Here is an 18,568-nt window from a genome sequence, read left to right as displayed (position 1 = left end):
GGCGAGCTCGGAGCACCTCGAAAGGGCAGACGTCATGGGCGTACGCACATGGATCGACTCCTGGCCGGTCTACCGCCAGCTCAAGGGAACCGACCCCCTGGGCCGCGGGGCCGCCGCCAAGAGCGGGCCCAGCGCGCGGCTCACTCCCCGGGTCGCCTCGGCGGACCGCGTGGTGAAGTCGGTCTGCCCGTACTGCGCCGTGGGCTGCGGCCAGAACGTCTACGTCCAGGACGAGCGGGTCACCCAGATCGAGGGCGACCCCGACTCCCCGATCTCCCGCGGACGGCTGTGCCCCAAGGGCTCGGCAAGCCTCCAGCTGACCACGGGAAGTGCCCGCGAGCACCACGTCCTCTACCGGCGCCCGCACGGCACCGCGTGGGAGCGTCTCGACCTGGACACGGCCATGGACATGATCGCCGACCGGGTCATCGAGGCGCGCCGGGCGGGCTGGCAGTGGGAGGTCGACGAGACCCGCACCCGGCGCACCCTCGGCATCGCCAGCCTGGGCGGGGCCACGCTCGACAACGAAGAGAACTACCTGATCAAGAAGCTGTTCACCGCCCTGGGAGCCGTGCAGATCGAGAACCAGGCGCGGGTTTGACACTCCTCCACCGTTCCCAGTCTGGGAACCTCGTTCGGCCGCGGCGGCGCGACCACCTTCCAGCAGGATCTGCAGAACTCGGACTGCATCGTCATCCAGGGCTCGAACATGGCCGAGTGCCATCCGGTCGGGTTCCAGTGGGTGATGGAGGCGAAGGCCCGGGGCGCGAAGGTGATCCACGTCGACCCGCGGTTCACCCGCACCAGTGCGCTGGCCGATGTGCACGTGCCGCTGCGCGCGGGCTCGGACATCGCCTTCCTCGGCGGGATCGTCAACTACGTGCTGCGGCACGACCGGTACTTCCGCGACTACGTGGTGGCGTACACCAACGGCCCGGTCGTCCTGCGCGAGGACTTCCGTGACACGGAGGATCTCGACGGCGTCTTCTCCGGCCTCGACCCCGACACCCGCAGTTACGACAACAGCAGCTGGCAGTACGCCGGTAGGGAGGTCCAGGCGGCCTCCGGCCAACGGGACCAGGAGTACGACAAGCGCACCCGCCGCGGCAGTTCGGTGACGCAGGCGGCGCGCGGCGAGGCCCACGGGGCGGGCGGCGCCGACGCGGGAGAGGGTGAACCCGAACGGGACGAGACGCTCACCCATCCGCGCTGCGTCTTCCAGGTGCTCAAGCGGCACTACGCCCGCTACACCCCCGAGATGGTCGAGAGGATCTGCGGTGTCCCGCAGGACCTCTTCCGCCAGGTGTGCGAACTCGTCACGGAGAACTCCGGACGGGACCGCACCACCGCCTTCGCCTACGCGGTCGGGTGGACGCAGCACACCGTGGGCGTCCAGTACATCCGCACGGCCTGCGTCCTGCAGAGCCTGCTCGGCAACATCGGCCGTCCCGGAGGCGGCATCCTCGCCCTGCGCGGGCACGCCTCCATCCAGGGCTCCACGGACATCCCCACTCTGTTCAACCTGCTGCCCGGCTACATCCCGATGCCGCACGCCCACCAGAAGCAGGACCTGGACACCTTCGTGCGGGCCGACGCGGCCCGCAAGGGCTACTGGGGCAACATGCGGTCCTATCTCGTCAGCCTGCTCAAGGCCTACTGGGGGGATGCCGCGACCGCCGAGAACGACTTCTGCTTCGACTACCTGCCGCGCCTGACCGGCTCCCACTCCACCTACGAGACGGTCATGGCCCAGCTGGAGGGGACCTGCAAGGGCTACTTCCTCATGGGCGAGAACCCGGCGGTCGGGTCCGCCAACGCCAAGATGCAGCGCCTGGGCATGGCCAACCTGGACTGGCTCGTCGTACGGGACTTCTCCCTCATCGAGTCGGCCACCTGGTGGAAGGACGGCCCGGAGATCGAGACGGGTGAGCTGCGCACCGAGGACATCGGCACCGAGGTGTTCTTCCTACCGGCGGCCGCGCACACGGAGAAGGACGGCACCTTCACCAACACCCAGCGGCTGCTCCAGTGGCACCACCAGGCCGTCGAGCCGCCCGGCGAGGCGCGCAGCGACCTGTGGTTCACGTACCACCTCGGGCGGATCATCCGGCAGAAGCTCGCCGCGTCCACCGACCCCGTGGACCGGCCCGTGCTGGACCTCACCTGGGACTACCCCACCAAGGGCGAGCTCGCCGAGCCGGACGCCGTGGCCGTCCTCGCCGAGATCAACGGCCACGACGCCGAGGGCAACCCGCTGGCCTCCTACGAGCAGCTGAACGACGACGGCTCCACCGCCTGCGGCTGCTGGATCTACTGCGGTGTCTACGCCGACGGCGTCAACCAGGCCGCCCGCCGCAAGCCGGGCGAGCAGCAGAACTGGGTGGCCAACGCATGGGGCTGGGCCTGGCCCGCCAACCGGCGCATTCTGTACAACCGCGCCTCGGCCGACCCGGACGGCAGGCCGTGGAGCGAACGCAAGGCGCTGGTGTGGTGGGACGCGGAACGGGGCGAGTGGACCGGCCACGACATCGCCGACTTCAAGAAGGACAAGGCCCCCGATTACCGGCCACCGGAGGACGCGACCGGGCCGGAGGCCCTGTCGGGCGTCGACCCGTTCGTCATGCAGGCCGACGGAAAGGCCTGGCTGTACGTGCCGTCCGGCCTCACCGACGGCCCGCTGCCCACGCACTACGAGCCGCAGGACTCGCCCTTCCCGAACCTGCTCTACGGCCAACAGCGCAATCCGGTACGGCAATTGCTGCCGCCGCACCCGGACAACCGCTACCAGCCGAGCGGCGACGATCCCGGCTCGGAGGTCTTCCCGTACGTGGCCACCACCTACCGGCTCACCGAACACCACACCGCGGGCGGCATGTCCCGCTGGCAGCCCTACCTGGCGGAGCTGCAACCGGAGTTCTTCTGCGAGGTCTCCCCCGAACTCGCCGCCGAGCGCGGCCTGGAGCACACCGGCTGGGCGACGATCGTCAGCGCCCGTGGGGTGATCGAGGCCCGGGTGCTGGTCACCGACCGCGTGCCTGCCCTGACCGTGCACGGGCGCACCCTGCACCAGGTGGGCCTGCCCTACCACTGGGGGCCGAACGGCTACAGCACCGGGGACGCCGCCAACGAGCTGCTGCACATGTCCCTCGACCCCAACACCCACATCCAGGAGAGCAAGGCGTTCGCCGTCGACATCCGGCCGGGTCGCCGGCCGAGGGGCCCCGGCGCCGTGGAGCTGGTGCGCGCCTACCGGGCGCGGGCGGGCATCGACGACCGGACGGGCACGGAGCCCTGACCGGCGTCGGCGCTCACCTGAGGACGACGGAGTGCTCCCGGCGCGGGACGAGTTCCCCCACCACCGGCGCTCCCGGCACCTCCCCCGCCACCAGCAGCCCGCCCGAGGTCTGGGCGTCGGCCAGGAGCAGCCTTGTGCCGGCGTCGGTGTCCCCGAAGTCCGTGAACGGCGCCACCCACTCCAGGTTCCGCCGGGTGCCACCGCTGACGTACCCGTCCCGGACCGCCTCTCGCGCCCCGTCGAGATACGGCACGGCGGCGGTGTCGACCACCGCGGTCACGCCCGAGGCCCGGACCAGCTTGTGCAGGTGGCCGAGGAAGCCGAAGCCGGTGATGTCGGTGGCGCACGTCGCGCCGCCCGCCACAGCAGCGGCCGACGCGTCCCGGTTGAGCGCCACCATCGTGGCCACCGCCTGCTCGAACCGTTCGCCGGTGGCCTTGTGCCGGTTGTTCAGCACGCCCAGTCCGAGGGGCTTGGTCAGCGACAGCGGCACGCCCGGCCGGCCCGCGTCGTTGCGCAGCAGGCGGGCCGGATCGGCCAGACCGGTGACGGCCATGCCGTACTTGGGTTCGGGATCGTCCACGCTGTGCCCGCCGCCGACGTGGCAGCCCGCCTCGGTGGCGATGTCGAGCCCGCCGCGCAGCACCTCGCGGGCCAGGTCGAAGGGCAGCACATGCGGCCTCCTGCACCGCCTGGCGGGCCGCCGTGGACAACGACGCCCGGCCGAGGTTGGTGTGCAGCACCACGCCGGTGGCATTGATCACCGACCGCAGCCCACCGATGGTGCGTGGCAGCAGGGCGACCGCCGAGTCCGCCACGTCCTCCGGCGCGATGGAACCGTCCCGCGCCCGTTCTTGGGCCTGCCGGACGGCCGCCTTCACCACTCCGGATCCCAGTCGGTGTGCCGCCTCTGCCAGGCGCACGTCTCGCAGGAGCGCATCGGTGCGGGGAATCCGCCGCCGCATGTCCGTCACGCCATGCCCGTGGTCCGGGCCGATCGGGTCGGACCGAGTCGCGTCCGCGCCGTTCGCGGTGCCGTCTGTGGTGATCCGCTGGTCCACGCAGCCCCTGCCTCTCTGCCCGATCTCGTGGCTGCCCGAGGAACGCCCATCGTCTCCCAGTGCCCCGCTCCGACGTCACGACACGCCCGGCTGTGGTCCTGCCGGGCAGGGTCGGCTTGCGGAGGAGGTGCAGCTCATTCGCGGTCGGCTTCCTGGGCGGAGTCCGCTGGTCTGGGGTGTGCCCGCAGGGAGCCGGCGTGGGCCTTGGCGGTCGGGTCGTGCTTGGTCTTGATCAGGCTTGCCACGGTGACGACCGTGAGGACGACGGCGATCACGGCGAGGCTGACCGGCGTGGAGATCTCGGGGACCCGATGGTCCACGTCGACATGGGCCCAGTGCAGGATGAGCTTGACGCCGATGAACGCGAGGATCAGCGAGAGCCCGGTGGACAGGTACACCAGCCGGTCCAGCAGGCCGCTCACGAGGAAGAACAGTGCGCGCAGGCCGAGCAGAGCGAAGGCGTTGGCGGTGAAGACGATGTAGGGCTCTTCGGTGACCCCGAACACCGCGGGGATGGAGTCGAGCGCGAAGAGCAGGTCGATGCTGCCGATGGCGAGCAGGACGATGAACAGCGGGGTGACCATCCGGCGCCCGTCGACGCGGGTGGTGAGTTTGCCTCCGATGTAGTGGTCGGTGATCGGCAGGAGCCGGCGGGCGGCTTTGACCATGACGTTGTCCTCGATGTCGGGGTCCTCGTCGCGGTGCCGGAACAACTGCACGGCCGTGTAGATCAGCAGCAGGCCGAACAGCAGGAACATGAACGAGAACAGCGCCAGTAGGGTGGCGCCGAGCGCGATGAAGATCGCGCGCATGGCCAGGGCGAGCACGATGCCGAAGGTGAGCACCTTGTGCTGGTGTTCCGCCGGCACGGCGAAGGTGGTCATGATGATGACGAAGACGAACAGGTTGTCGACCGAGAGGCTCTTCTCGACGACGTAGCCGGCGAAGTACTCGGTGCCGAACTCGCCGCCGTATCGCAGGGCGAACCAGGCGCCGAAGCCGACCGCGACGAGGATGTAGAACACCGACCATGCGGTGGCCTCGCCGAAGCCGACCCGGTGCGGGCGCAAGGCGCCCAGGATCAGGTCGACGGCCAGCAGGGCGAGGATCAGGCCGATGGTGACGGCCCAGGTGAGTAGGCTGATGTCCAGCACCGGTCCTCCATTCAGTAGCGGCGCTGCGGCGGTCGTCTCCACGCCCAGCGATGCAGCAGGACCAGGGTTCCCACCCCGGCGACGATCCACAACATGACGATCCACAACATCGACAGCGAATGGGTCCACACATGAGCGAGGCCGCCGTCCGTGGTGGCGCCGGTGTGGGCCTCGGGAGAGGCTGGAAGAGCAGGGCGCTGGGTCGCTGCCCGCGTCGACGCCGGGACGAGGAGAGCGCGGCATGATGTCCGGGCCGGTCGTGGTGGGAGTGGACGGCTCCCCCTCCGCTCTGGCCGCTGTGGAGGCCGCGGCACAAGAGGCGCTGCTGAGGGGAGCCAGGCTGCGCGTCGTGCATGCCTTCATCTGGCCCGCCATGCATGTTCCGCCCGGCGGGTCGCCGCTGGGCCCGCCGACAGGGGGCGTACGGGAATCCATCGAGCACGTGCTCACCGAAGCCCTCGAACGCGCCCTGGCTGCCGCGCCCGGGGTGGTGGCCGACCACGCGGTCGTCGCAGGCGAGGCGGTCACAGCCCTGGAGGCGGAGTCGAGGACGGCGCAACTGATGGTGGTGGGCCATCGTGGCTCGGGCGGTTTCGCAGGGCTGCGGCTGGGCTCGACGTCGGTCCACCTGGCCGCTCACAGCCACTGTCCGGTGATGGTGGTGCGGGACCGGCCGGTGAAGGACGGACCGGTGCTGGTGGCGGTGGACGGTCCTCGTCACAGCCGTGAGGCGATCGCGTTCGCATTCCAGGAGGCCTCGCTGCGCGGCGCGGACCTGGTGGCGCTGCACGTATGGGGGACGTGGAGCGACCACGGTGACACCCGCCCGGTGGACGTGGTGGACCTGATCGGTGACGTCGAGACGCTTCAGGCACACGAGGAGCAACTCCTGGACGAGACCCTGTCCGGACACCGGAGGGAACACCCTGAGGTGCCCGTACGTGCCCGTGTCGTGCGGGGCCGTACGCGGCCTGCGCTGATCGAGGCCAGTCGTGGCGCTCAGCTGATGGTGGTGGGTGCTCGCGGACGCGGCGGATTCACCGGACTGCTCCTGGGCTCGGTCAGCCAGGCGGTACTCCATCACGCGGACTGCCCGGTCACCGTGGTGCGTTCCGGCCTGACATGACGCCTGCATGTTGCCGACGGTCGGCAAGGTGCACCCGCCGGAGACGGCCGTCTGCGTGCGCCATGGGCAGGCGTGCGGCCGAACCGCAGGGGTAGCCCGTGAATAGCCGCCCCGGTGGACGGCACCATCGCAGAGCAGGAGGTCGCCGTGACAGCCGACGCACCCCTGCCCCTCCCCGTGACGCTCACGGCTGACGGGCAGCACGCCACTCTCGTGTTCGGCGGCGTTCTGGACACACGCCGGACGCGTGAACTGGAGGAACAGCTCACCGACCCCCGCCTGCGCCAGGCCCGCACACTCGACGCGGTCGCGGCCATCGAGGCATGAGACGCGCGGAAGGTTGGTGCGCGCAGGACGGTTGCCACCGCTTTCCAGGATGGGCACACCCGCGCCGACGGCTCGCGGCACGCCTTCCGTGACGCCGTTCAGTGGCGCGTCCGGATCACTGACGGTACGAGGGACGCGCCCGTTCGGCGCAGGCGGCCGGAGCGCCATGCGTGGACCAGTGCGGCCAGCGCCGTGGTGACCGCGCCCGTGGCAGCCAGCGGCAGCAGGGCGCGTCGCCCGGGCGGCGCGGGACGCTCGGGCTCGGCGTCCCGCCCTCGCAGCGCGGCCGCCAGCACCTCTGCCAGGTGCAACGGGATCCGCCCCGTATCGGCCTGTTCGACCTGTGTACGGCAGCTGAAACCGTCCGCGAGAACCAGCGTCGCCTCGTCCGCCTGCCGCACGGCGGGCAGCAGCCCGGCCTCGGCGCAGGCCATGGACACCGCGTAGTGGCCCTTCTCGAAGCCGAAGTTCCCGGCCAGCCCACAGCAGCCTGCGTCCAGGATGTCGGCGTCCACCGCTGCCCGTTCGAGCACCTTGCGTTCCGCGTCGAAGCCCATGACGGCGTACTGGTGGCAGTGCTGCTGGACCACGGCCCGCGCGTCGACGGCCGGCGGCTGCCAGTCGTCGGCGCGTTCGACGAGCAGTTCGGCCAGGGTGCGGGTCTGCTTTCGCAGCCGTTCCACGTCCGGGTCCTTGGGCAGCAACTCGGCCGCGTCCGAGCGGAACACAGCGGTGCAGCTCGGTTCGAGGCCCACCACGGGCGTGCCGCGGCGCAGGTCCGCGCGCAGCACGTCGATCGTGTGGCCCAGGACCCGCTTGGCGACGTTCAGCTGCCCGGTGGAGATCCACGTCAAGGCGCAGCACACCGCCGACTCGGGCACCTTGACCCGAAAGCCCGCCGCCTCCAGGACCTCGACTGCGGCCCTGCCGATCGCGGGATGGAAGTGGTCGGTGAAGGTGTCGGGCCACAGCACCACCTCGCCCCGGTGCCCGTCACCGCGTGGTCCGTCCCGCTCGCGCCACCAGTCGGTGAAGCGCTGCTCGGCGAAGAGAGGCACGTCCCGTTCGGGCGCGATCCCGCCGAGCGCCTTGGCCACGCGGGCCACGAGTGGAATCGCGGCCAGCGCGTTGACGGTGCGAGGTGCGAGCGCGACCGCCCGGGCCACCGCCGGCAGCCAGCCCATCGAGTAGTGCGCGAGCGGCCGCAACCGGCCGGCGTAGTGGTGGTGCAGGAACTCCGCCTTGTAGGTGGCCATGTCGACGTTGACCGGGCAGTCCGTCTTACAGCCTTTGCAGGCCAGGCACAGGTCGAGGGCGTCGTGCACCTCGCGGGAGCGCCAGTCCGGCGGTACCGGTGAGTCGTTGCGGACCATCTCGAACAGCAGCCGGGCGCGGCCCCTGGTGGAGTGCTCCTCCTCGCGGGTGGCGCGGTAGCTGGGACACATCACCCCACCCTCCAGGGACCGGCACTTCCCGACGCCCACGCACCTGGCGGCTGCCCGGCTGAACTTGCCGTCGTCGTGCGGGAAGGCGAAGACGGTCTCCGGCTCCCAGGGCACGTAGTCCGCGCCCAGACGCAGGTTCTGATCCAGGCGGTACGGCAGGACGACCTTGCCGGGGTTCATCCGGTTGCCCGCGTCGAACAGGCCCTTGAGCCGTTCGAACGCCTCGATCAGCTCCGGCCCGTACATCTTCACCAGCAGCTCGCCCCGCGACTGACCGTCCCCGTGTTCGCCGGACAGCGAGCCGCCGTACGCCACCACCAGGTCGGCGGCCTTCTCCACGAACGCCCGCATCCGGGCGACACCGTCTTCGGACTCCAGGTCGAAGGGGATACGGGTGTGGACGCAGCCATGTCCGAAGTGCCCGTACACCGAAGGGTGCCCGTAGTCGAACTCCTCGAACAGCCTCTTCAGGTCGCGCAGATAGTCGCCGAGGCGGTCGACCGGCACCGCGGAGTCCTCCCAGCCCTCCCAGGTATCGGGCTGCCCCGGTACGTGGGCGGTCGCGCCCAGGCCGGACTCGCGGACCAACCACAATTCGTGCACGTGTTGGTCGTCGTCGTACCAGGTGTGGTCGACAGCGTCCGGCTCGGCGTCGATCAGGGCTTTCGCCCGGGCCCCGACCTCCTCGCGGGTATCTCCCGCGAACTGCACGAACAGATAGGCCCGGCCACCGGGCAGAATCCGCAACGCCTCCGGATTGAGATCCTTCTCCTGCTGGAAGTGGATCAACTGGCGGTCCACGCCTTCCAGCGCCTGCGGCTCGTGCTCCAGGACGGCCGGTACGTGGTCGGCGGCCTCGCAGATGTCCCGGTAACCGAGGACGACCAGAGCCGTATGCGCTCGCACGGGCACGAGCTCCAGCTCCGCGCGCAGGACGGTGACCAGTGTGGACTCCGAACCGGTCAGAAGCCCGGCGACGTCGAAGCCCTGCTCGGGCAGGAGAGAGTCGAGGTTGTAGCCGGAGACCCGGCGCGGGATGTCGGGATAGCGCTCACGCACCAGAGCGGCGTACCGGTCGCGCAGCGCCGCCATCCCGCGGTACAGCTCCGCTTCCCGTCCCTCACCGGACATCAGCCGCTCCAACTCGGCGTCAGCAGTCCGGCCGACCCACATGCGGGTTCCGTCATAGGTCAGCACTTCCAGGCGGTGCAGGTTGTCGACGACCTTCCCGTACGCCTGGGCCGTCGACCCGCACGAGTTGTTGCCGATCATCCCGCCGATGGTGCAGTTCGGGTGAGTGGCCGGCCTCGGCCCGTACTGCAGGCCGTACTCGGCCAGCTGCCGGTTCAGGTCGTCGAGCACGATGCCCGGTTCGACGACACACCGCCGGCTTTCCGGGTCCACCGACAGCAGCCGGTTGCAGTACTTGCTCCAGTCCAGCACCACCGCGAAGTTGCAGCATTCCCCCGCCAGGCTGGTGCCACCGCCGCGGGAGAGCAGCGGCGCGCCGTACTCCCGGCACACCGCGACCGCCTCCTCGGCAGCCTCGACGGTACGGGGGATCACCACGCCGATGGGGATCTGCCGGTAGTTGGAACCGTCCGTCGAGTACGCCGCACGCGTACCCGAATCGAAGCGGACCTCGCCGTCGACCCGGTCACGCAGATCCCGTTCGAGAGCACCGGCGTCGACGTGTTCCGACGAGCGACGGACGACGGGCAGGGGGAGATCCACCTCGTTCATGCGAAGCCTTCCACTCAGCTTCCTCTGCGACGACCCGGACTCTGCGATGCCCCGGAATGACTGCACGTGTATCCCACGGCCTTCGGCGACAAACCGGAATACCGGGCATGGGCCATGGCCGCCGCGGACATCGCTCCGCCGGAGACCGGTCCGCAAGGTGTGCTGACGTGCCCCCGTCTGCAAGCAGCAGGCGCCTCAGTCGGAGGGTTGCAAGGGGAGTGCGGGCCAGTTGAGCAGGCGTGCTCCGAGGGTGGCGGTCTGCAGGGTGTAGCGCTGGTCGGGGTTGGTGGGGTCGTACCCGGTGAGGGTGCGCACGCGGGCCATGCGGTAGGCCACGGTCCGCACGCTGAGGCCGAGGCGTCGTGCGGTCACGGTGTTGGTGCAGCCGCTGTCGAAGTACGCGGTCAGGGTGTGCAGCAGCGGGCCCGGCCCGCCGCGGGCCCGCTCCAGGCCGCCCAGCACCGTGGCCACCAGGTCGGTGATCGCCGCTCTGTCCCGGCCCAGGACCTGGAACACCAGCAGGTCCGACGCGTGGATCACCGCGCCGGAGACGGCAAGACGGTGGGCGAGGTCGAGGGTCTCGCGGGCCTCGCGGTAGCAGCGCACGACACCGTTCGCCCCCGGCCGCGGCCGGCTGACGGCGATCCGAGGATGCCGGGCGAGCGAACGCCGGACATGCTCGGCGAAGTGCTCGGCGGCACTCGCGCCGCTTCCGGCACAGATGCACACCAGCATCCCGTCCTTCGCGGCAACCAGGCTCTCCCCGGCACCATAGCCCGAGGCCATGGCCTCTTCGACGTACCGGGTGGCCGGGTCCGCCGCGCTGAAGGGCGCCTCGGCCCGGGCCACCGCCACGCGGTGCGGGCCGGCGAACCGGAAACCGATACGGTGGGCCTGCTCCGCCATCCGGCCGAGATCACCGGCACCGTGCAGCAACTCGTCCAGGAACGCCTGCCGGATCTCCTCCTCCCGCCGGATGGCCGCCCGGTGAGCGGCCTCATAGCCCTCGGTGAGCGTGACCGCCACGTCCCGGACAGGCCCCAGCACCTGCGCCGGGACCGGCACCGAAACAGCACAACCCCCGCCCGCCCCGCCCGCGGACGGTGCGCAGGTACGGCACAAAGCACCCAGGTAGGCGTCGATGAGCTCGCGCAGCGGGGTGCCGTTGCCGGCGGCGTGAGCTGCCGCTTCCCGCAGCCGGGCACGATCCTGCGCGTCGATACCACCGGTGCGCACCACGGCCCGGGCCAGCAGCTCCTCATGAGGCGGACCGCCCCATGACCCTGCGCCAGCACCGCTCCTGCCACCCATCAGCGGCCACCCCATTTGTCCGCATTGGCGAGCTTCGAGTCTACCGCCACTTTGCCGACCCCCGGCAAGGTCGCGCACCCCCAGATGTCCGCCGATGCCTCCCCCCGGCCCGTATCCGCCCAGCCAGCCGGGTAACCCGCAACACAGGGTCCCAGCGCCAGGAACCAGGGGGTAACACACCCGTGCCCCGAACCAACCCCACCAGCCTCGCCAGCCCCACCGGCCTCGCCCGGAGGCTCGCCCGGAGGCTCGCCGCAGTCCTCCTGACAGCGCTCGGCTGCCTGCTCGCCGCCCCGGCGATGAGCGCGGCACAGAAGACGGGCGCGGAGGGGTTCGCCATGGACAAGTCGTAGCCCTCGACCCGCGTCGCCCGTTTCGGCGCGCTCCCCCAAGGCTTCGAGGAGGTTGGCATGAATCCCGAGATGGACGAGGAACGCGTCCTCGCACAGCTCGAACGACGCCTTGCCCAGGACGATCCCGGCCTGGCCGCGACCATGGACGCGCTCAACGAGCAGTTCCCCGACGAGCCCGGAGCACAGCCCGCCGGCAGCGATGAGAAGCAGCGCAATTGGCGGCGAACCGCCGCCATAGTCTTCGCCATCGTCGCCTTCCTGGGCCTCTTCCTCACCGCGGTGTTCAACAACAATCCGCAGCAGGCCGACAAAGACCCGCCCCCTCCGAACGGCCTGGTGCCGGGCGTCTCGCAACAGACCCAACGCCGCTCCCCGCCAAGGTCAGAGCCACGCCACCGCCTCCGGGAACCGGGCAGCGGACCACTGCCCACCGACCTACCGACGGCATACCCAGGGGACCCGTGCGCGCCCGTGATCTCGCAGAGCCGTACGTCTCGGTCACCGGCGTGATCAACGAGCCGCACGCCGAGACCAGCCGGCCACAAGCACCACCCGAAAGGCATCCGACCGCATGCCCCACCGCAACGGCAGGCCCCGCACGTTTCTCGGCCGTCTTCCCCTGCCGGAGCGCATCTTCGTGGCCGACGCGCTCCGCACGGAGACGGTCGGCGGCATCGTGCTGCTCACCGCGGCAGCGGCGGCGCTGGTCTGGGCGAACACGCCGCTGAGGAACGCCTACGAGGCGGTGCGGGACTTCCACTTCGGCATCGGGGCCCTGGGCCTTGACCTCTCCGTGGCCCACTGGACGGCGGAAGGGCTCCTGGCGATCTTCTTCTTCGTCGCCGGGGCCGAACTCAAACGCGAGCTGGTCGTCGGGGAACTGCGCGACCCCAAGACGGCGACCGTGCCGGTGGTCGCGGCACTCAGCGGCATGGCCATACCCGCCCTCGTCTACGGAATCGTCGCCACGGCCGGAGGAGGAACCTGGAACGGCTGGGCCGTGCCCATGGCCACGGACATCGCCTTCGCCCTCGGCGTGCTCGCCGTGATCGACACCCACCTGCCCTCCGCGCTGCGCGCCTTCCTGCTGACCCTCGCGATCGTCGACGACCTGGGCGCCATCATCGTCATCGCCCTCTTCTACACGTCAACCATCCACCTCCCGGCCCTCCTCGGCGCCGCCCTCGGGCTCGGCCTGTTCTATGTCCTGCACACGCGAAAACACGTACACGGCTGGTACTGGTACGTCCCCCTGGCTCTGGTCATCTGGGGCCTGACCCACGCCGGCGGCGTCCACGCCACAGTGGCCGGAGTCGCGATGGGACTGCTGCTGCGCGCGGCCGAGGACGGAACGGTGGGACACCGCCCGGCCGAACACATCGCCCACCTGGTCCGGCCGATCTCCGCGGGAGTGGCCGTGCCGCTCTTCGCCCTGTTCGCGGCCGGCGTGAGCGTCTCCGGCGACACACTCGGAGCCGTGATCACGAACCCGGAGCCACTGGGCGTGGCGCTGGGGCTGGCGGCGGGGAAGATCCTGGGAGTCTTCGGCGGAACGTATCTCGCCATCCGCTTCACCCGTGCCCGGCTCGGCCCCGGCCTCGCGTTGGCGGACGTACTCGCCCTGGCCATGCTGGCCGGAATCGGCTTCACCGTCTCGCTGCTGATCGGCGAACTCGCCTACCCGGACCCGGCGCAACAGGAACACATCAAAGCCGCGGTCCTGGTCGGATCACTGACCGCCGCGCTCGTGGCATGCGTCCTGCTGAGACTGCGGAACAACAAGTACAGGCGGCTGTACGAGGCGGAGACCGTCGACACGAACGCCGACGGCGTACCCGACATCTACCAGGCCGACGACGCCACCGCACCGCACGGCGACCTCGCTCCCGAACACCCCTACGCGGACCGCCCCCGCCGAAGCCGCAGACCCGCCAGCCCGTCCGAGACCGACGGATGACGGTCGGCAGGAGAGAGCCATGAAGAACTCGCTACCCATCGGACGGGTCTCCGGGGTCCCGCTGCGGATCCACTGGACGGTACCGCTGCTGGTGTTCCTGTTCGGCTACGGCCTGGCCGGCGGCACGCTGCCCGCCTGGCTCCCGGGACGGTCCACGACCGCCTACACGGTCGCCGGGCTCGTCGGCGCCCTGTTGCTTCTGCTGAGCCTGCTGGCACACGAGTCCGCGCACGCCGTCACGGCCCGGCGCAAAGGCATCACCGTCCACAGCGTCACCCTCTGGGCGCTCGGCGGCATGACCGAGATGGAGAAACCCGCCGCCCCGGGTGCGGCCTTCCTCGTCGCCGTGAGCGGGCCGCTCACCAGCCTGATCGCCGGTGGAGCGGCGCTCGGCGCGGGAGCGGGACTGAGCGCGGGACCGGGCTGGCAGCTGCCCGCGGCCGTGCTGGTGTGGCTGGGCTGGGCGAACCTTCTGCTGGGCGTCTTCAACCTCCTGCCCGCCGCCCCGCTCGACGGCGGACGGGTCGTGCAGGCCGTGATGTGGTGGCGCACCGGTGACCGCGAGCGGGCCGACCGGACGGCCGGCCGCAGCGGACAGATCCTCGGCATCCTGCTCATCGTCCTCGGCTGGCTGCTGTTCTTGCGCGGTGCCTGGAGCGGACTGTGGCTGGCCCTCATCGGCTTCTTCGTCATGATCGCCGCCAAGGCCGAAGTACAGCAGGCGTCCCTGACCTCGGCGCTGAGGGGGCTACGCGCCGCCGACGCCATGTCCAGCCCCGTCGAGACCGCCCACGACTGGATGACCGTGCAGCGTTTCATCGACGGCCCCGCGATCGAGGCCCGCCACTCGGCGCTGCCCCTGCTGGACTTCGACGGCAGCCCCAGCGGCCTGCTCCGGCTGCCGCAGCTGACACGTGTCCCGGCGCTGCAGCGGGAGACACTGCGCCTGCGCGACGTGGCAACTCCCCTGTCCCAGTGCACCACCTGCGCACCGGACGACCTCCTGGAGGACACCCTCAAACAGCTCCGCCCGGCGGGCGGGCTGCCGATCCTCGTCCTGGACGGCCGGCACCTCACGGGCATCATCACCGCACACGACATCATCCGCCTCACCCAGCGCCACCGACTGCGCAGGAACGGGGCCGGATGACCGTCCACGTGACCTTCGGCGCCGCAAGGCCGATACTGCCGACAGCAGCCCTCCCCCTATCAGGACCGCGCCAGGAGGCACCCATGAAGATCCTCATGAACGTACCGGAGACCGTCGTCGCGGACGCCCTGCGCGGTATGGCGGCGGCCCATCCGGAGTTGACCGTCGATGTGGAGAACCGGGTGATCGTACGGCGGGACGCGCCCGTCGAGGGCAAGGTCGCGCTCGTCTCCGGTGGGGGCTCGGGGCACGAGCCGTTGCATGGCGGGTTCGTGGGGCCCGGGATGCTGTCGGCCGCCTGTCCCGGGGAGGTATTCACGTCCCCCGTACCGGACCAGATGGTGCGGGCGGCGGCGGCCGTGGACAGCGGGGCCGGGGTGTTGTTCGTCGTGAAGAACTACACCGGTGACGTGCTCAACTTCGACATGGCCGCCGAGCTCGCCGAGGACGAGGGCATCCAGATCGCCAAGGTGCTGGTCAACGACGACGTCGCCGTCACCGACAGCCTCTACACCGCCGGTCGGCGGGGCACCGGCGCCACGCTGTTCGTCGAGAAGATCGCCGGGGCCGCCGCCGACGAGGGGCAGCCGCTGGAGCGGGTCGAGGCGATCGCGCGGCAGGTCAACGAGAGCTCGCGCAGCTTCGGCGTGGCACTGAGCGCCTGCACCACGCCCGCCAAGGGCACCCCCACCTTCGATCTGCCGCCCGGTGAGCTGGAGTTGGGTATCGGCATCCACGGCGAGCCCGGCCGGGAGCGGCGGGCGATGATGACCTCGCGTGAGATCGCCGACTTCGCGGTGAACGCCGTACTGGAGGACCTGAGCCCGCGCAATCCCGTCCTGGTCCTGGTCAACGGCATGGGGGCGACCCCGCTGCTGGAGCTGTACGGCTTCAACGCCGAGGTGCAGCGCGTGCTCGCCGAGCGCGGCGTCGCCGTCGCCCGCACCCTCGTCGGCAACTACGTGACCTCCCTCGACATGGCCGGCGCCTCGGTCACCCTGTGCCAGGTCGACGAGGAGTTGCTGCGGCTGTGGGACGCGCCGGTGCGGACGCCGGGGCTGCGCTGGGGTATGTGACACGGCGACGGGACGATCAAGGCACCTACCACGCAAGGAGACCCAGTGCTCGATGCCGACTTCTTCCGCCGCTGGATGGCGGCGACCGCCGCGTCCGTGGACCGCGAGGCGGAACGGCTCACGGCCCTCGACTCCCCCATCGGGGACGCCGACCACGGCAGCAATCTGCAACGCGGGTTCACCGCCGTGACGGCGGCGCTGGAGAAGGAGGCCCCGGACACGCCGGGCGCCGTCCTGATCCTGGCGGGGCGGCAGCTGATCTCGACGGTCGGCGGGGCCTCCGGGCCGCTGTACGGCACGCTGCTGCGCCGCACCGGCAAGGCGCTCGGGGACGCCGCCGAGGTCGACCGGGCACAGCTCGCCGACGCGCTGCGGGCAGGCGTGGACGCCGTGATGACGCTCGGCGGGGCCGCGCCGGGCGACAAGACGATGATCGACGCCCTGGTGCCGGGGGTGGACGCGCTCGGTGACTCCTTCGGCGCGGCGCGGAACGCCGCCGAGCAGGGCGCGCTGGCGACGATCCCGTTGCAGGCCCGCAAGGGCCGGGCCAGTTATCTGGGCGAGCGGAGCATCGGGCACCAGGACCCGGGCGCCACGTCGTCGGCGCTGCTCATCGCGGGACTCGCGGAGGCCGCCGATGAGTGACGAGAAGATGAGTGCCAAGAAGCTGGTCGGGATCGTGCTGGTGTCGCACAGCGCGCAGGTGGCCGCGTCCGTGGCCGAGCTGGCGAAGGCGCTCGCGGGCGGCGCTACGGCGGTGCCCGTCGCCCCGGCGGGCGGCACCGAGGGCGGCGAGCTGGGTACGAGCGCGGAGCTGATCGCCGCCGCGGCCGCGTCCGTGGACCGGGGCGCCGGGGTCGCCGTCCTCACCGACCTCGGCAGCGCCGTCCTCACCGTGAAGGCGCTGCTGGCCGAGGGCGACGAACTCCCCGCCCAGTCGCGCCTGGTGGACTGCCCGTTCGTCGAGGGCGCCGTCGCCGCGGTCGTCACGGCGGCCACGGGAGCCGACCTGGACGCGGTGGTGGCGGCGGCCTCGGAGGCGTACAGCTACCGCAAGGTCTGACACCCGGGCCGGCCCCGCGTTCAACCGACGGCGGCGGAGGGCACACGGGCGTTCATCTCCCGCCCGCCCCCTCCGCCGCCGTACCGGCTCACCTCAACCCCTCCGCGACCACGGCCAACGCCGACCGCACCGTCGCCTCCAGTTCATCCCCCTGTGCCCCGCGCCCGGCGTCCCGCCATGCGTAGGGCTCCACCGCCGCCCGCAGCGCCGCGTTGCACATCGCCGCCTGGATGGCCGCCCGCGGATCGTCGGCCGGCGGCCCGGCCCGCTCGGCGAGGGCACGGGCGAACGCCGGTTCGGCCTCGTCGTCAGCGACGCGGAGTGGGAGCGGGTCATCCGGGTCGACCTCACCGCGCCGTTCCTGCTCACCCGGGCGGTGCTGCCGCACATGCCGGCCGTCGGCCGGGGCGCGATCGTCAGCACCGCCTCCGAGGCGTCCCTGCGCGGCGCCAGCCGCGCTGCCGCGCAGGGACGCCTCGAAGCACGGGGTGGCGGGGCTGACGAAGTCCCTCGCGGTGATGTACCGGAAGCAGGGCATCCGCACGAACGCCATCGCCCGGGCGGCACCAGCACCGGCATCGCCGTCGACGCCGAGCAGGGCGCGCACGGGCCCTCGACCCTCGCCCGAGGAGCAGGCGGACGCGGCGAGCAACATCAACGGCGTGATCCTGCCCGTCGACGACGGCTGGTCGGCCGTCTGACGGTCACTCAACCACCGCGGGCGGATGTGTCGGTCACTCACCCACCGTCCACGAATCGCCGCGCCAGCCGCTCCCCCTCCGCCACGGCGGCAGCATGGCTCCCCAAGGGCGAGACCCGCGAGCCCTTGAAGACGATGTAGGTGACACCGGAGTCCGTTCCCCCACTCAGCGGGTCGGGCGGGATCCCGAGGGCCCGGGCGGCGGCGTACGACGCCTCGCCGATGACCTCGCGCGGCCCGGTGTCGCCGACGACCGCGTACTGCACCCGGCCACGATGGATGACGACGGCCACCGATCCGCCGCGCACGCCGTGCTCGCGGTAGTCCCAGATGCGGCTGGGGACGGGCACGACGACGTACGGGAGGCGTTCGGCGTTCAGGTGGCGGCCGTCGGGGGTCTGGAAGGCCGTGCTGGCGGCGAAGTACGGGTCGGCGCGGCGGTTGCAGCGGCGGCCGGGGCGGCCGTCGCAGTCGATGTCCATGTCGGCCGTCCAGAAGACGGCGTCGCGGGTGCCGCAGACGGGGATGGTCGCGGGCCGGCCGGCGTCGGTGCGGTAGCGGCCGCTGGAGACGGGGGTGCAGTCCCGCACCTTGGCCAGCAGGTCGGCCGCCCGGACGGCATCCTCGACCGGTCTTTCCCCCCGGGAGCGGGGTTCCTCGGGCGGGTGGGCGGTCGAGGGGGTCGCCGGGGCGAGCAGGGCGGCACTTGCCGCGGCCAGCGCGAGCAACTGGACACGCACGATAAGAAACTCTCTGATGGGGGACACTGACGGTCACTCAGCACCATCCGATGCTGTCCATGATCAT

General features: G+C 71.2%; 14 protein-coding genes and 4 pseudogenes. 11 read left to right on the top strand and 7 right to left on the bottom strand.

Features of this window, described 5'->3' with window-relative positions; translation table 11 throughout:
• The first annotated feature begins 34 nt into the window (after nucleotides 1-34).
• Nucleotides 35-3,295: a formate dehydrogenase gene (gene fdh / locus HJD23_RS40710; RefSeq protein ID WP_171113907.1), complete on the top strand. Its 3,261-nt coding sequence runs from the start codon at nucleotides 35-37 to the stop codon at nucleotides 3,293-3,295.
• Between the two features lie 13 nt (nucleotides 3,296-3,308).
• On the opposite strand, the pseudogene selD reads toward fdh, so the two are convergent.
• The 3 genes and pseudogenes from selD to HJD23_RS40695 all read right to left on the bottom strand — a co-directional run.
• Nucleotides 3,309-3,968: pseudogene (selD, locus tag HJD23_RS40705) on the bottom strand (selenide, water dikinase SelD); the annotation flags it as partial.
• 1 nt (nucleotide 3,969) lies between these two features.
• Nucleotides 3,970-4,269, bottom strand: a pseudogene (locus HJD23_RS40700) (L-seryl-tRNA(Sec) selenium transferase); the annotation flags it as partial.
• Between the two features lie 221 nt (nucleotides 4,270-4,490).
• Nucleotides 4,491-5,510 (bottom strand): TerC/Alx family metal homeostasis membrane protein, encoded by a 1,020-nt coding sequence (locus tag HJD23_RS40695; protein ID WP_171113906.1) that lies wholly within the window; start codon nucleotides 5,508-5,510, stop codon nucleotides 4,491-4,493.
• A gap of 244 nt (nucleotides 5,511-5,754) precedes the next feature.
• On the opposite strand from HJD23_RS40695, the gene HJD23_RS40690 reads away from it, so the two are divergent.
• Both HJD23_RS40690 and HJD23_RS40685 read left to right on the top strand, forming a co-directional pair.
• Nucleotides 5,755-6,636 carry a universal stress protein gene (locus HJD23_RS40690; RefSeq protein WP_171118730.1) on the top strand — a complete coding sequence of 294 codons (882 nt, stop codon included), beginning with the start codon at nucleotides 5,755-5,757 and terminating at the stop codon, nucleotides 6,634-6,636.
• Between the two features lie 147 nt (nucleotides 6,637-6,783).
• On the top strand, nucleotides 6,784-6,963 hold the full coding sequence (locus HJD23_RS40685) for a hypothetical protein (RefSeq protein WP_171113905.1): 180 nt from the start codon (nucleotides 6,784-6,786) through the stop codon (nucleotides 6,961-6,963).
• A 98-nt stretch (nucleotides 6,964-7,061) separates the two neighbouring features.
• Here HJD23_RS40685 and HJD23_RS40680 read toward each other — a convergent pair whose 3' ends face one another.
• Together HJD23_RS40680 and HJD23_RS40675 are read right to left on the bottom strand one after the other, a co-directional pair.
• Nucleotides 7,062-10,151 carry an FAD-binding and (Fe-S)-binding domain-containing protein gene (locus HJD23_RS40680; protein ID WP_171113904.1) on the bottom strand — a complete coding sequence of 1,030 codons (3,090 nt, stop codon included), beginning with the start codon at nucleotides 10,149-10,151 and terminating at the stop codon, nucleotides 7,062-7,064.
• Between the two features lie 195 nt (nucleotides 10,152-10,346).
• The gene (locus HJD23_RS40675) at nucleotides 10,347-11,462 is read right to left on the bottom strand and encodes a helix-turn-helix domain-containing protein (protein WP_171134126.1); all 1,116 of its coding nucleotides are present in this window, start codon (nucleotides 11,460-11,462) and stop codon (nucleotides 10,347-10,349) included.
• A 182-nt stretch (nucleotides 11,463-11,644) separates the two neighbouring features.
• On the opposite strand from HJD23_RS40675, the gene HJD23_RS40670 reads away from it, so the two are divergent.
• The 7 genes from HJD23_RS40670 to HJD23_RS40640 all read left to right on the top strand — a co-directional run bounded on the left by HJD23_RS40670 (nucleotide 11,645) and on the right by HJD23_RS40640 (nucleotide 17,061).
• On the top strand, nucleotides 11,645-11,815 hold the full coding sequence (locus HJD23_RS40670) for a hypothetical protein (RefSeq protein ID WP_171117222.1): 171 nt from the start codon (nucleotides 11,645-11,647) through the stop codon (nucleotides 11,813-11,815).
• A 57-nt stretch (nucleotides 11,816-11,872) separates the two neighbouring features.
• The gene (locus tag HJD23_RS40665; RefSeq protein WP_171117220.1) at nucleotides 11,873-12,325 is read left to right on the top strand and encodes a DUF3040 domain-containing protein; all 453 of its coding nucleotides are present in this window, start codon (nucleotides 11,873-11,875) and stop codon (nucleotides 12,323-12,325) included.
• A 61-nt stretch (nucleotides 12,326-12,386) separates the two neighbouring features.
• Complete coding sequence (gene nhaA, locus HJD23_RS40660; RefSeq protein WP_171117218.1) at nucleotides 12,387-13,772, top strand: Na+/H+ antiporter NhaA; 1,386 nt, start codon at nucleotides 12,387-12,389, stop codon at nucleotides 13,770-13,772.
• Between the two features lie 19 nt (nucleotides 13,773-13,791).
• Entirely contained in the window at nucleotides 13,792-14,922 is a 1,131-nt protein-coding gene (locus HJD23_RS40655) for a site-2 protease family protein (RefSeq protein WP_171117216.1), read from the top strand.
• 83 nt (nucleotides 14,923-15,005) lie between these two features.
• Complete coding sequence (gene dhaK, locus HJD23_RS40650; RefSeq protein WP_171117214.1) at nucleotides 15,006-15,998, top strand: dihydroxyacetone kinase subunit DhaK; 993 nt, start codon at nucleotides 15,006-15,008, stop codon at nucleotides 15,996-15,998.
• 45 nt (nucleotides 15,999-16,043) lie between these two features.
• Entirely contained in the window at nucleotides 16,044-16,643 is a 600-nt protein-coding gene (dhaL, locus tag HJD23_RS40645; RefSeq protein WP_171117213.1) for a dihydroxyacetone kinase subunit DhaL, read from the top strand.
• Between the two features lie 7 nt (nucleotides 16,644-16,650).
• Entirely contained in the window at nucleotides 16,651-17,061 is a 411-nt protein-coding gene (locus HJD23_RS40640) for a PTS fructose transporter subunit IIA (protein WP_171119094.1), read from the top strand.
• A gap of 88 nt (nucleotides 17,062-17,149) precedes the next feature.
• On the opposite strand, the pseudogene HJD23_RS40635 reads toward HJD23_RS40640, so the two are convergent.
• Nucleotides 17,150-17,368: pseudogene (locus tag HJD23_RS40635) on the bottom strand (TetR family transcriptional regulator); the annotation flags it as partial.
• A gap of 6 nt (nucleotides 17,369-17,374) precedes the next feature.
• On the opposite strand from HJD23_RS40635, the pseudogene HJD23_RS40630 reads away from it, so the two are divergent.
• Nucleotides 17,375-17,762, top strand: a pseudogene (locus HJD23_RS40630) (SDR family NAD(P)-dependent oxidoreductase); the annotation flags it as partial.
• A gap of 37 nt (nucleotides 17,763-17,799) precedes the next feature.
• Here the strand turns inward: HJD23_RS40630 and HJD23_RS40625 are convergent.
• Entirely contained in the window at nucleotides 17,800-18,501 is a 702-nt protein-coding gene (locus HJD23_RS40625; RefSeq protein WP_171117211.1) for a glycoside hydrolase family 75 protein, read from the bottom strand.
• Between the last annotated feature and the right edge of the window lie 67 nt (nucleotides 18,502-18,568).

This window comes from Streptomyces sp. Z423-1 (genome assembly GCF_013009255.1).
Taxonomy (GTDB): Bacteria; Actinomycetota; Actinomycetes; order Streptomycetales; family Streptomycetaceae; genus Streptomyces; species Streptomyces gossypiisoli.
Note: the sequence above shows the minus strand (reverse complement) of the source record. Positions and strands in the feature narration are given on the sequence as shown.

Bases quoted from the DNA above. Each gene is read 5' to 3' on its own strand.
- HJD23_RS40690 (WP_171118730.1), top strand. From the start codon at position 5,755: ATGTCCGGGCCGGTCGTGGTGGGAGTGGACGGCTCCCCCTCCGCTCTG.
- HJD23_RS40680 (WP_171113904.1), bottom strand. From the start codon at position 10,151: ATGAACGAGGTGGATCTCCCCCTGCCCGTCGTCCGTCGCTCGTCGGAA.
- HJD23_RS40675 (WP_171134126.1), bottom strand. From the start codon at position 11,462: ATGGGTGGCAGGAGCGGTGCTGGCGCAGGGTCATGGGGCGGTCCGCCT.
- HJD23_RS40665 (WP_171117220.1), top strand. From the start codon at position 11,873: ATGAATCCCGAGATGGACGAGGAACGCGTCCTCGCACAGCTCGAACGA.
- nhaA (WP_171117218.1), top strand. From the start codon at position 12,387: ATGCCCCACCGCAACGGCAGGCCCCGCACGTTTCTCGGCCGTCTTCCC.
- HJD23_RS40655 (WP_171117216.1), top strand. From the start codon at position 13,792: ATGAAGAACTCGCTACCCATCGGACGGGTCTCCGGGGTCCCGCTGCGG.
- dhaK (WP_171117214.1), top strand. From the start codon at position 15,006: ATGAAGATCCTCATGAACGTACCGGAGACCGTCGTCGCGGACGCCCTG.
- HJD23_RS40640 (WP_171119094.1), top strand. From the start codon at position 16,651: ATGAGTGCCAAGAAGCTGGTCGGGATCGTGCTGGTGTCGCACAGCGCG.